Raw genomic sequence first — 13,174 nt, 5'->3', positions numbered from 1 at the left:
CATTACTCCTGTTCAGGATTACGTAAATAATACCCAACACCTCGTCGAGTGATAATCCAAGTTGGATTACTAGGGTTCTCCTCAATTTTCTCACGTAGTCTCCTAACGGTTACATCCACCGTACGAACATCACCGAAATAATCATAGCCCCATACCGTTTCAAGTAGATGTTCACGAGTCATAACCTGTCCGATATGTCGAGCTAAATAATGTAGTAATTCGAATTCACGGTGTGTAAGTTCTATTTGAATTCCATCTCGTGACACTACATAAGCATCTGGATGTATCGTTAAGTTACCAATTTCTATGTCGCTAGATTCCTTTTCAGGTTCAACGTCAGGAACTTGTTGTCTACGTAAATTTGCCTTTACTCGAGCAATTAATTCGCGGTTACTGAAAGGCTTTGTCACATAGTCATCCGCTCCAAGTTCTAAACCTAATACTTTATCTATTTCAGAATCCTTTGCCGTTAACATAATAATTGGCATTGTTTGTGTTTTTCTAATTTCACGTAATACTTCATTTCCATCTTTATTTGGAAGCATTATATCTAATAAAATTAAATCAGGTTTTTCATTTTCTGCTAATTTGATGGCATCATCACCATCGTACGCACAAATAACCTGGTATCCTTCTTTTTCTAAGTTGAATTGTAATATATCTGCAATTGGCTGTTCATCATCAACTACTAAAATCTTCTGAGCCATACTCTCACTTCCTTTTGCAATTGCTTACTCTATTTTACCGCAAATTAAACAATATGTCTTTATTTGGGCTAATTTCATCTAACTAAATAATTTACATAATAACTCTGTATAATAACAATCATATAGCAAAAAATAATGTTTATATTAAACATGGGGTGTTAATGAATGCCAAACACTAACTTGCCTATTCCTTTAATAACACAATTAAGAGGAAATCTAGAAATTCTATCTAATCAAATCCATAACATGCTTGAACATACTGACATTACAAAAACAGATATCCTGAATGACTTTGAAGAACTTCATCAGCTCTTTCATGATGTTCAAGTAAATGCAGCATCTTTTTATTTACGGAGTTTTCTTGCTCCATTTACTGATCAATTCGAGGTACTGTCTACCGCTATTCAACATCTATCTAAACGAAATCATGGAGCACTTATTGTTATTCAACGCCATGATCATTTAGATTCCTTTATCCATTCTGGAATTAACGTTCAAGCAAAGTTATCCTCCCCTTTACTAGAGTCTATCTTTTATACGGGTAATCCCTTGCATGATGGAGCGGTTTTAATCTGTAAAGATAGGATTGTTTCAGCTGGAAATGTTCTTCCACTGTCAACAAAAGAAATCCATTTAAAAGTTGGAACTAGACATCGCGCAGCAATCGGAATTACAGAATTAACTGATACATTAGTTCTCGTTGTATCTGAGGAAACAGGTAGAGCCACATTTGCTTTAAGCGGCAATTTATACCCAATTATGACAAAAGGCTTAACATAAAAAACAGCCTAGTGAGGCTGTTTTTTATTCTTATGACATCGCTACTGGCGGGATATCACTTGTGCTATATCTATGATCTAAGTCTACGAATTTATTGTATTCTTTCACAAAGGCAAGCTCAACCGTACCAACTGGACCATTACGTTGTTTTGCAAGTATGATTTCAATGATATTTTGCTTTTCGGATTCTTTATCATAGTAATCATCTCGATATAAGAAACCAACAATATCCGCATCCTGCTCTATACTTCCCGATTCACGTAAGTCAGACATCATCGGCCGTTTATCTTGACGGGATTCTACACCACGAGATAACTGTGATAAGGCTATTAGTGGCACATCTAATTCACGCGCTAATCCTTTTAACGATCTCGATATCTCGGAAACCTCTTGTTGACGGTTTTCTCCTGAATTTCCACTTCCCTGAATTAATTGTAGGTAATCAATCAATATCATACCAAGACCATGTTCCTGTTTTAAACGACGACATTTAGAACGAATTTCACTAACTCGTATACCTGGGGAGTCATCAATATAGATTCCAGCATTAGATAAAGACCCCATTGCCATCGTTAGTTTTGTCCAGTCTTCTGCCTCTAATTGTCCATTACGCAATCTCTGAGCATCGATATTTCCTTCCGCACAAAGCATACGTTGAACCAATTGATCCGCACCCATTTCTAGACTGAATATCGCGACGTTTTCGTCTGTATTCACTGCAACACTTTGGGCAACATTCAAAGCAAACGCCGTTTTACCTACCGATGGGCGTGCTGCGATAATGATAAGATCATTCCGTTGAAACCCTGATGTAATTTTATCCAAATCTCTAAAGCCAGTTGGTATTCCTGTTACATCCCCGTTTTGTTGATGTAATCTCTCAATATTATCATATACATCTATTAATACATCTTTAATAGATTTGAATGCTCCTGAGTTTTTTCGACTGGAAACCTCTAGTATCCCTTTTTCCGCGTCATTTAGAACATCTGCTACATCGTCTTCCTTTTCAAAACTGGAAGTCACAATATCAGTAGCTGTTCGAATGAGACGTCTTAAAAGTGCCTTTTCCTCTACAATCTTACAATAATATTCTATATTAGCCGCGGTTGGGACACTTTCAGCTAGTTGTGTGAGATATACAACTCCACCAACTTCATCTAGTTGTTTAGCATCATTTAGGTAAGATGTAACTGTAATGACATCTATAGGCTCCCCACGATCTGCAAGTTTCATCATAGCTGCAAAGATTCTTTGATGTGCGGCACGATAAAAATCTTCGGGAACTAATTTTTCTGATGCTGTAGAAAAGGCCTCAGGTTCTAGAAAAACAGCACCGATAACGGATTGCTCAGCCTCCATATTATGAGGCGGTGTACGTTCATTCCATGTTTGGCTCATAGTTTTTTCGTTCTCTCCCTTTAGCTCTACTTAGAAATTTATCTGTTAGAGGATGTTCAAAAAGTCCGGTGAAAATGACACTTCACATTTCTTCGTTGGTGATAGCGCATTTGCCGACCTCGGTCCTTTTGATCCTCACTCTGAAAACAAAGTATTAGTTGAAGATTTTGGATGCGTTGATTTATATATTGAAGTTGGTGTCTTTGAAGCAGAAGAAATCGGCACTAAGCCGATTTCCTTCCTTTTATTTTATAAAGTATTTACTTTATTGTTCCACTACATGAACTTTGATAGTTCCAGATACTTCATGATGTAATTTTACAGGAACATTCGTGTATCCTAAAGACCTAATGGGTTGGTCTAACTCAATTTTCCTTTTATCAATTTTATATCCATAGTTTTTATTTAAAACATCTGCAATTTGTTTACTTGTAATAGATCCAAATAATCTGCCACTATCTCCTGATTTAGCCTTAATTTCCACTGTTAAATTCTCAATCTCTTCTTTCAATTTAACTGCATCATCTTTTTCTTTTTGTTCGATTGCAGCATCTTTTTTCTTTTTCGCCTCAAGTGCTTTTAAATTACCAGGAGTCGCTTCTTCGGCTAAGTTATTCTTTAATAAGAAATTACGTGCATAACCATCTGAAACGTTTTTTACATCTCCTTTTTTGCCTTTTCCTTTAACATCTTTAAGAAATATTACTCTCATTCCGATTCTCTCCCCTCTAAATATTCCGTTATAATATCTTTTAAAAGCTCAGTAGCATCATCAATCGTTGTATCTTCTATCTGAGTTGCTGCATTCGTTAAATGACCGCCACCATTCATTTTTTCCATGATAACTTGTACATTCACTTTGCCTAACGACCTTGCACTTATACCTATTCTACCATCGTCCCGTTCTGATATAACGAAGGAAGCTGTAATACCTGTCATCGTAAGTAATGTATCAGCAGCTTGTGCTATTAATACAGGACCAAATATTTCCCCTGATTCTGCTTTCGCTATAGCTATATTACCTTTGAAAATCTCTGCACGTTCAATTAATTTAGCACGTTTTATATACAAATCAATGTCTTCTTTCATAAACTGCTGAACGAGAACAGTATCCGCACCTCTTGAACGTAAATAAGATGCCGCATCAAAGGTTCGTGATCCCGTTCTTAATGTAAAACTCTTCGTATCGACAATAATTCCAGCTAACAGGGCTGTTGCTTCAACCATTTTTAATTTTAAACTTTTTGGCTGATATTCCAATAACTCCGTAACTAGCTCGGCAGTAGAAGAAGCATAAGGTTCCATGTAAACTAATGTAGGATTTCCGATAAAGTCTTCCCCTCTTCGGTGATGGTCAATTACAACTGTATTGTCAGTTTTGTTTAAGAGACTGGCATCTGCTACCATAGAAGGCTTATGCGTATCTACCACAACAATGAGACTCTGGCTTGTCATGATTTCCTCGGCTTCAAATGGCTCTATAAAATATCGCCATAGCTCTTCGTCTGCTTTTAAAGCATCTACTAAACGATGAACACCTGTGTCTACATCATCTGGATCAAATACGATATAACCTTTTGCATTATTCGCTTTGGCAATATTTAAAATACCAATCGCAGACCCTAATGAATCCATATCTGGGGATTTATGACCCATAATAATAACATTATCACTCGTTTTTACAAGCTCGGTCAGCGCATGAGAAATAACTCTAGCTCTAACTCGAGTCCGTTTTTCCATTGGATTTGTTTTTCCGCCATAAAAACGGACCTTGCCAGACTCATCCTTAATTGCCACTTGGTCACCACCACGACCTAAAGCAAGGTCTAAACATGATTGTGCTAGTTCACCCAAATCTGGTAAAGGCAAATTACCTGTCCCTACTCCTATACTTAGTGTAACAGGATTATTCTGTTCAACTATCAACTCTCGAACTTCATCTAATATATCAAATTTAACCTTTTCCAGTTGTTGTAATATTTGTTTCGTTCCTACTGCTAAAAAACGTTCCTGTGAGGTACGTTTCAAATAAAGGCCATATTCACTAGCCCAATTATTTAATACCGATGTTACCTGGGAGTTCAATTGGCTTTTAGCCGTATCATCCATGTTTTGGGTGATTTCCTCATAATTATCTAAAAAGATAACAGCTAAAACGGTTTGTTCACTTTCATATTTAGCTTTAAGTTCCACTTGCGCCGTTCGATCAAAAAAGTATAGCAACTTCTCTTCTTTACGAATCATAGTGAGAAATTTTAATTCATTTAACTCAACTAAAACCTCTTCCTTATCCTCTTTAATCATGGGAATTAGTTGTTCAGAAATGATATTTAAGGATTCACCTACAATAGAATCCTTCTCACTTAATTTATTCATATAGGGATTAGACCACTCAATTTTATAATCGTCATTAAACAGTATAATTCCAAAAGGCATTTCAAGTAGTGCCTCTTCCCCTACTTTTTTAACCCGATGGGAAATCGTTGAAATATACGCTTCCGTTTTATCTATCAAAGTTCTTTCTGTTCGAATGGAATAGTATATGGAGGCTAAGAGTAATATAGTCATGAAAACACCTAACATCCACTCGTAATACCAGATCAATGCGAGTAATATCACGGATAACGTATAGATTACCCATAAGTGCTTACTAAGTGTAGGTTTCTTTTGGTTATTCGGCATAGATTTCAACTCCTATAAAGCACCTTCTTTTATTTTTTCCTCATCAGGCGTTCCCTCATATTAAAACCAATATCAAATATACCTATAATACGTACAAGGGTTAAGAATATGACAGGAAGTAAAACCGTAAGTATAATACTCAAGATTGGGATAAACTTTGGTAATTTCTTATGATGTGTATAATAAAAGATAAAAGAAAAACCTTGTATTGCTAACAAGAAACTAAGTAACACATCCGCATTTTGAAATATTAAATATACAATCCCAGACGAGTTTAGTTCAAAAAGGGAAAAAATAATTACAATCAAGTATAGTCCAAGTATGCTTGTAGGAAAACGTAACGTACGAAATGGAGGGAAGTACAAATCCCTCTTCTGTATTCTATTTAACATCTTATAACTGACCCATTGGCTAATTAAAGCTAAAAGGAATGCAGTTGTGATTAATAGTACTGGTAGAATATCGATAAAGTGCTGTATTTGGATTTCCATTAATTCCTGAATCTGTTCTGTTTGACCTTGCATTCCTACACTTTCAAGAAAGGCCGTACTCATTTCTACAGATTCAGAAATCATTGTACGTAACTCGGTCATAAAGTTTACTTGGAAAAGGACCTGAGTCGATACAAAAAGTAACAATAATCCAATTACAAAACCGAATGCACCTCTTGCTAATGTTTCATATGCTGATAAGTCTTTATAAATTGCACTACCGATTATAATTCCACCAAGCCCTACTACTATAGGTATTGCTATGGTATAAATAGATGCTAACAAGACAGTAAATAAAATAGCTAATACCCATACTACTAAGGATGGTTTCCAATTATATTTTGCTGCATAAAGCACAAAAGGTACTGGCAATAAAAATATACTAACCATCGATAAAAATGGAACAAAAATAGTAATAAATAATAGCATCATATAAATAACTATCACTAATGTTCCATCCATAATTTTTTTGGATTGATTCATTATAGCACCTCAAATAATCTTCTATAAAGGAAAAAATTTACCTATTCAATAGTCCTAGTCAACCTATATGATAACATACACTACTGAATTTGTTGTCTAATATAGAGGGAAAATATAAACCTTCTTATTTCTCTTCTTTTTAAATCCTACATTCCATTATAACGCAAAAACCCTATTTCTTTAAATGTAACATTTTGTTAACAGTATTAAATTATAATTACGCTATAAAAACAATTACATACAAAAGAAGAGGTTATATACGATTTTAGTGAAAAAATCTACTATAATATAGCTATGATTAATTTATAGAATAGGAATGAACTTCATGATTTTCTGGAACGTATTTTTAAATAGTGTAAAGCTTCCAAATAAAAAGGCCATGTTTCAACTTAATCGGGTAGGATTAGACATTGCTATCTTTTATATATTATTGATATTATTTCTTACTTCCATCCCATCGTTCATCCATCGTTTAACAGACATGGATCGTTTTGGCTCAGATATGAATTTCGTTTTTACACTTATCTACTTTTTTATTTTTTATTATCTCCCACTTACTATTATTGTATTTGGGATAATCTTTATTACATCCTATCTGGGAAAATTATTATCAAAAATACTAAATAGAAAATTACACTACTCCTTATTATGGAAAATGACTGCATTTACCATTACTATCCCATTTCTTTTATACACCATTATTTCCATATTTTTCACTGTGGATGACAGTTATTTAATGATAGCATTTATCTATTCAGCAGTTCTTCTATGTAAAATGATATTACATTATCCAAAGAGGAGAATTTAGAATAACCAATTATTAAGAAGCTAAAGGAAGATAAGAAAGTTTATATACCTTATCTACAAACAAAAACCTCTAATCAATATGATTAGAGGTTTTATTAATCAATCCGCAACATATGGCAATAAAGCCATTTGACGAGCGCGTTTGATTGCTTTTGTTAATTTACGTTGGTATTTAGCAGAAGTTCCAGTTACACGACGAGGAAGAATCTTTCCACGTTCAGAAATGAAACGTCTTAATAAATCAACGTCTTTATAATCGATGTGTGTAATTCCGTTAGCAGTAAAGTAACAAACTTTACGGCGTTTAGCACGACCACGACGAGCTGCCATGTAGAACACTCCTTCCGTTAATTTCATTCCTTCTAAAGAGCGATCCTTTAGAATGGTAAATCATCATCTGATATATCAATAGGTTCCCCATTATTACTGAATGGGTCCTCTGGTTGGTTTTGGTTTGGCTGATTTTGATTCGGTTGAAACTGATTATGATTAGGCTGAAATTGGTTCTGATTTTGATTCGGTTGAAATCCTGATGCGCTTTGTCCACCCGTAGCAGAACCTCTTGATTCTAAAAACTGTATACTTTCGGCTAGAACCTCTGTTACATATACGGTTTTACCATCCTGACCTTCATAACTACGTGTTTGTACACGCCCATCTACCCCAACCATACTTCCTTTTTTCATATAGTTAGCTAGATTCTCAGCTTGCCGGCGCCACGCAACACAGTTAATAAAGTCAGCTTCACGATTTCCTTGTTGATTCGTAAAAGGGCGATTCACTGCTAAAGTAAAGTTAGCAACAGCAACTCCAGTTGGTGTATAACGTAAATCAGGATCCCTCGTTAATCTGCCTACTAATACGACACGATTTAACATCAGAACCACTCCTTATTATTGATCATCTTCTCGAACTGCCATATGACGAATAATATCATCACTAAATTTAGCTAAACGATCGAATTCATTAACTGAATTTTCATCACCGCTAAAGTTAATTAAGACATAATATCCATCACGATAGTCTTCAATTTCATAAGCTAGGCGTTTTTTACCTACTTCTTTTACTTTTTCAATCTCCGCCCCATTGTCAGTTAAAACTGTGTTGAAACGCTCAATTAAACCTTTTTGAGCTTCCTCTTCCATGTCTGGGCGGATGATGTACATGATTTCATATTTTCTCATCCGTTACACCTCCTTTTGGTCTTAGCGGCCCTTTTTTTAAAAAAAGAGCAAGGAGCAATTTTAGATTTAATTACTCACAATAATGTATTATATCAAATTTTTTTATAAAAGACAAGCATTCGAGAGATCCTGATTTATGATACATATTATCCTTTTTATAATTAAACATTAAAGCGGAAATGTATAACATCTCCATCTTGAACGATATAATCTTTACCTTCTAAGCGTACTTTTCCTTTTTCTCTTGCATTCCCCATAGTACCTGCTTCTAGAAGGTCCTCATAAGAAACCGTTTCGGCACGAATAAAACCACGTTCAAAATCAGAATGAATAATTCCAGCTGCTTGTGGTGCTTTGATTCCTTTTCTAAAAGTCCATGCACGAACTTCTTGTTCACCTGCCGTAAAATATGTTGCAAGTCCTAATAGACTATAGGAAGCTTTAATTAATTTATCCAAGCCAGATTCACTAATCCCTAGTTCTTCTAGAAACATTTCCTTTTCTTCCTGTTCTAACTCAGATATTTCCTCTTCAATTTTCGCACAAATAACAATTACTTCTGCATTTTCTTTAGCAGCATAATCTCTTACTAATTGAACGTTTTTATTAGAATCCGCATTGGCTACTTCATCTTCACTGACATTCGCTACGTAAAGAATTGGTTTACTGGTTAATAGATGTAATCCTTTTACAATTTTCCATTGTTCTTCACCAAACTCTAATGCACGAGCAGGTTTTTCTTCTTCTAAACCTGCTTTTAATTTAGAAAGAACATCAAATTCAGCTATAGCATCTTTATCCTTTTGTTTAGCTAGCTTCTCAACACGTTGATAACGTTTGTTCACTGTTTCAAGGTCAGCTAAAATTAATTCTAGATTAATGACTTCGATATCATCAATTGGATCCACTTTACCAGATACGTGGGTAATATTTTCATCTTCAAAACAACGAACAACTTGACAAATAGCATCAACTTGACGGATATGCGAAAGAAATTGGTTTCCTAGTCCTTCTCCTTTGCTCGCACCCTTAACAATACCGGCAATATCTGTAAATTCAAATGTTGTCGGTACGGTTTTCTTTGGTTTAACTAATTCCGTTAATTTATTTAAACGCTCATCAGGAACTTCTACAATTCCTACATTCGGATCAATGGTAGCAAATGGATAATTTGCTGCTTCTGCCCCTGCTTGCGTTATTGCATTAAATAATGTTGATTTTCCTACATTCGGTAGTCCCACAATTCCTGCTGTTAATGCCATTAAAATTCCACTCCTTAAGGATTCTTTCATATAGAACGCGTTCGATAAACTAATTATAGATGATTAGTACGAAGAAAGACAAATAAACAAAAAGCAAAAATAGGCATGCTACCTATACCTATTTTTGCTTTATATACCTAGTAATTTACGATTTTTAACACTTATACTATGACATTTTATCATTTTAGTTAGATATCCGTCTATCTAAAAACGATCTTTTTCTTATTCTGTTTCTGCTCTTTCTAGTACTTTTTTCATTTTCTTCGTAAACTCTCTTCTAGGAAGCATCACGCTATGACTACAACCTAAACATTTAATCCGAATATCCATGCCCATACGAATGATTCTCCATTTATTTTCTCCACATGGATGAGGCTTCTTCATTTGTACTACATCATTTAATCCGAATTCTTTTTCTACCAATTTAGCCACTCCTTTTTTCAATGAATACCATTCTCCTGCAGACATAGAAGTAAGGCTTACGTCAACATATAACGAAGCCTTACCTTCCTTAACTACTGGATCTCTATTATATTTATTATAACTTAAAATGAATAGAAATGCCTATCGATTTATTATCGTAATTTATGATTCCTATCCTTTCTCAGCCATAACGGAAATAATAGTAATCGCGTTAAAACATATAAATTTAAGATACCATACAATGGATATAAAACACTTATTAATTGAGAAAATCCAAAAGTTGTAAGAGGGACCATAAGCAAAAGGGTTACAATTACAAGTAAAGAAAATGGTTGATTAAAATTCTCCTGTATACGTGTAACAATACCTAACACTCCAGATGCAGCAGTAGTTAAAATAGCAAACCATAACATAACAGACATAAAGATTAAAATTTCAAATGGATAATCCTTTAATATGGCAAACAAAGGAATTTCATATAACAAAATTTCGTCTGCTATTTGAATAAGACTATTGTTATAAATATAAGTAATGACCCCTAGTATTAACCCACTTCCAATACTTGCAATATATATTTCCCCTTTTGTTTTGACTTTATCTCCTACTGCTCCTAGTACTGCTATTAAAGGTAAGATATTTAATGCAGTAAATGGAAATACGGTCGCCCAATTTCGTTGTTCATGCCAATGAGAAAATAATTGCAAATCTTGATCATTAATAAACTTCATTAAAATAAATAGTAACCCACCTATTAAAATCGGCATAATCAATAAATTAATAGATAGGAGTCCATTAATATTTTTCATAAATAGTAAAATTAAGACGATGACAATGATAATTATTCCCCACCATTTTGAAAAATTAAAAGCTTGTCCCGTTGCCCCACTTCCAGCAATCATAACAACGGTAACAGAGAACAAGTAGAAAAAAATCATAAAATCATAAAACTTCGTTAAACGTATTCCAACAATTTCTTTTAATACTGGTAAATATTGATTAGACTTATGATGATAACTTACATACATGATGACTGCACAGCAAATCATAAAAAAGATAGCAAATAAAAGAATAGCAAGTCCACTTTCATGACCAAAAAACTGCCATATTTCCCTCCCGGATGCATACCCTGCCCCAATTGTTGTACCGATGATCAAAAACATCCACTTTATGCCCGCTTTTATCATTTAATATCCTCCAATATTTAATAATCCATGTATAGAAAAATAAAAATTTCCGTATACTATACCAATATGATTTTGGAGGATAAGCTATGAGTCTAAAAAGACGATTTAGTAATTTTAATGAAAATTTCCGCATGTTATATACCGATCCATCGCTAAATCAAAGAATGAGTGAAAAAATCATATCTTGGATGCCGGAAATCCCCCGAGATTATGTCATCGTATGTATCGGGACAGATCGTTCCACGGGTGATTCACTAGGCCCACTAACTGGCACCTTCTTAAATGAGTTAAAGCTTAAACATATGACTGTATATGGAACATTACATCAGCCAGTGCATGCAACCAATCTCCATGAAACAATGGAAATGATTATGGAAAAGCATAAAAATCCTTACATTATTGCTATTGATGCCTGCTTAGGGAAAAATAGTTCCATTGGACATTTAATCGCTGCAAAAGGGCCACTAAAACCAGGTGCAGCATTAAATAAAACCCTCCCTCTAGTCGGCGACATGCACATTACTGCGGTTGTTAATATTGGGGGCTTTATGGAATATTCAGTCTTACAAAATACAAGACTATCATTTGTAATGGATATGGCAAAACAGTTGGCGAATGTTTTAGATTTTATTGATCAACATTTAAAACACCACTACCCAATGTCCATTGTATTAAAGAGCAATTCAGAGGAGAAACGAACAATATAAAGAAGAACTTATCGGACGTTTACAGACAGCAGAATTACCTTCATAAAAAAAGATACACGTGATGGGATATTTAACCTAACATCATGGTGTATCTTTTTAGCAGATAGAAATGTATAAAACCTTCTTTCTGCATAAGTGCAACCAACTTTTTATCTCTCTCGTTAGAATAATTGGTATATGTAAAAAATGACTACGACGGAAACGATAGCTGGAAGTAAATTTCCAATTCTTATTTGAGTGATTTTCAACATATTTAATCCAATTGCCACAATCATTAACCCTCCAACCGCAGTCAATTCCGTGATTAAACCATTTAAAAAAGCCTCTGGTAGGAATTTTTCAATTTGTGTAGCGAATAATGCAATAAATCCTTGGTATAGTACAACAGGAACAACTGAAAATATAACTCCAAATCCGAGCGTAGTAGTTAAAACTAAAGAAGTAAAACCATCTAATATCCCTTTCGTAATTAATACTTCATGATCATTTCTAATTCCGCCATCTAATGCACCAATGATACCCATAGCTCCAATACAGAAGATTAAAGTTGCTGTTACAAATCCTTGCAAAACACTTATTTTTTCATTTTTTGTTGTAAATTTACTTCCTAACCAATTCCCAAATCTATTAAGCCATTCTTCCACATTGATTAATTCTCCTAAAATACCACCTGTTAATAAACTTAGTAGAACGATAATAATTTGCTCTGTGGAAAAGGCCATCTGTAATCCTATCAAAATAATTGCTAGTCCAATTCCTTGCATAACTGTTTCTTTCATTCTTTCTGGAATTTTAGTAAAAAACAAGCCTATAATAGACCCCAGAATAATTAATCCCCCATTAACTAAAGTACCAAACAACGCCATTCTCTCAACATCCCCTATTTTTTAAAAAGATTAATTTATGAAGAACTAACACCTAAACTATTTTTTCCTTCTTATAAGAATAACAAATTGTTTCACGTGGAACAATTTATGTTTAAAAAACGTATGTGTCAAGTTTTTCTCGGTGTGTCTTTCACACCAATATTTCCGGCACTCTATTTTTGTACACTTTTTCGGCT

General features: G+C 34.3%; 15 protein-coding genes. 3 read left to right on the top strand and 12 right to left on the bottom strand.

Going from position 1 to position 13,174, the window contains the following annotated elements; all coding sequences use genetic code 11:
* Positions 1-2: 2 nt before the first annotated feature.
* Positions 3-707 (bottom strand): response regulator YycF, encoded by a 705-nt coding sequence (gene yycF / locus ACFQ18_RS07005; RefSeq protein WP_145524158.1) that lies wholly within the window; start codon positions 705-707, stop codon positions 3-5.
* A 165-nt stretch (positions 708-872) separates the two neighbouring features.
* Here yycF and cdaS point away from each other — a divergent pair, with 165 nt between their 5' ends.
* Positions 873-1,487 carry a sporulation-specific diadenylate cyclase CdaS gene (gene cdaS, locus ACFQ18_RS07000; protein WP_145524157.1) on the top strand — a complete coding sequence of 205 codons (615 nt, stop codon included), beginning with the start codon at positions 873-875 and terminating at the stop codon, positions 1,485-1,487.
* Positions 1,488-1,517: 30 nt separating this feature from the next.
* On the opposite strand, the gene dnaB is transcribed toward cdaS, so the two are convergent.
* The 4 genes from dnaB to ACFQ18_RS06980 all read right to left on the bottom strand — a co-directional run bounded on the left by dnaB (position 1,518) and on the right by ACFQ18_RS06980 (position 6,544).
* Complete coding sequence (dnaB, locus tag ACFQ18_RS06995; protein WP_047186180.1) at positions 1,518-2,888, bottom strand: replicative DNA helicase; 1,371 nt, start codon at positions 2,886-2,888, stop codon at positions 1,518-1,520.
* Between the two features lie 265 nt (positions 2,889-3,153).
* Complete coding sequence (gene rplI, locus ACFQ18_RS06990) at positions 3,154-3,600, bottom strand: 50S ribosomal protein L9 (RefSeq protein ID WP_060668969.1); 447 nt, start codon at positions 3,598-3,600, stop codon at positions 3,154-3,156.
* On the bottom strand, positions 3,597-5,570 hold the full coding sequence (locus ACFQ18_RS06985) for a DHH family phosphoesterase (RefSeq protein ID WP_060668968.1): 1,974 nt from the start codon (positions 5,568-5,570) through the stop codon (positions 3,597-3,599). The genes rplI and ACFQ18_RS06985 overlap by 4 nt, the downstream gene beginning before the upstream one ends.
* A gap of 29 nt (positions 5,571-5,599) precedes the next feature.
* Positions 5,600-6,544, bottom strand: a complete 945-nt coding sequence (locus ACFQ18_RS06980) for a YybS family protein (protein ID WP_060668967.1) — start codon at positions 6,542-6,544, stop codon at positions 5,600-5,602.
* Between the two features lie 325 nt (positions 6,545-6,869).
* Between ACFQ18_RS06980 and ACFQ18_RS06975 the strand changes: the two genes are divergently transcribed.
* On the top strand, positions 6,870-7,352 hold the full coding sequence (locus tag ACFQ18_RS06975) for a DUF1189 family protein (RefSeq protein WP_047186184.1): 483 nt from the start codon (positions 6,870-6,872) through the stop codon (positions 7,350-7,352).
* A gap of 98 nt (positions 7,353-7,450) precedes the next feature.
* On the opposite strand, the gene rpsR is transcribed toward ACFQ18_RS06975, so the two are convergent.
* From rpsR to ACFQ18_RS06945, 6 genes are all read right to left on the bottom strand, one after another.
* Positions 7,451-7,681, bottom strand: coding sequence for a 30S ribosomal protein S18 (rpsR, locus tag ACFQ18_RS06970; RefSeq protein WP_047186185.1), 231 nt, complete (start codon positions 7,679-7,681; stop codon positions 7,451-7,453).
* A gap of 47 nt (positions 7,682-7,728) precedes the next feature.
* Positions 7,729-8,229 carry a single-stranded DNA-binding protein gene (gene ssb / locus ACFQ18_RS06965; protein WP_047186186.1) on the bottom strand — a complete coding sequence of 167 codons (501 nt, stop codon included), beginning with the start codon at positions 8,227-8,229 and terminating at the stop codon, positions 7,729-7,731.
* A 15-nt stretch (positions 8,230-8,244) separates the two neighbouring features.
* Entirely contained in the window at positions 8,245-8,535 is a 291-nt protein-coding gene (gene rpsF / locus ACFQ18_RS06960) for a 30S ribosomal protein S6 (protein ID WP_047186187.1), read from the bottom strand.
* 161 nt (positions 8,536-8,696) lie between these two features.
* Positions 8,697-9,797, bottom strand: a complete 1,101-nt coding sequence (gene ychF, locus ACFQ18_RS06955; RefSeq protein ID WP_047186188.1) for a redox-regulated ATPase YchF — start codon at positions 9,795-9,797, stop codon at positions 8,697-8,699.
* 222 nt (positions 9,798-10,019) lie between these two features.
* Positions 10,020-10,220 carry a DUF951 domain-containing protein gene (locus ACFQ18_RS06950; protein ID WP_047186200.1) on the bottom strand — a complete coding sequence of 67 codons (201 nt, stop codon included), beginning with the start codon at positions 10,218-10,220 and terminating at the stop codon, positions 10,020-10,022.
* 152 nt (positions 10,221-10,372) lie between these two features.
* Complete coding sequence (locus tag ACFQ18_RS06945; RefSeq protein ID WP_204798089.1) at positions 10,373-11,404, bottom strand: YkvI family membrane protein; 1,032 nt, start codon at positions 11,402-11,404, stop codon at positions 10,373-10,375.
* Between the two features lie 86 nt (positions 11,405-11,490).
* On the opposite strand from ACFQ18_RS06945, the gene yyaC reads away from it, so the two are divergent.
* On the top strand, positions 11,491-12,111 hold the full coding sequence (yyaC, locus tag ACFQ18_RS06940) for a spore protease YyaC (RefSeq protein ID WP_047186190.1): 621 nt from the start codon (positions 11,491-11,493) through the stop codon (positions 12,109-12,111).
* Between the two features lie 161 nt (positions 12,112-12,272).
* On the opposite strand, the gene ACFQ18_RS06935 is transcribed toward yyaC, so the two are convergent.
* Positions 12,273-12,977 carry a DUF554 domain-containing protein gene (locus ACFQ18_RS06935; RefSeq protein WP_204798090.1) on the bottom strand — a complete coding sequence of 235 codons (705 nt, stop codon included), beginning with the start codon at positions 12,975-12,977 and terminating at the stop codon, positions 12,273-12,275.
* Positions 12,978-13,174: the final 197 nt, after the last annotated feature.

The sequence above is a fragment of the Oceanobacillus caeni genome, from assembly GCF_042678465.1.
Classification (GTDB): Bacteria; Bacillota; Bacilli; order Bacillales; family Amphibacillaceae; genus Oceanobacillus; species Oceanobacillus caeni.
This window is presented reverse-complemented; position numbering and strand designations above follow the sequence as displayed.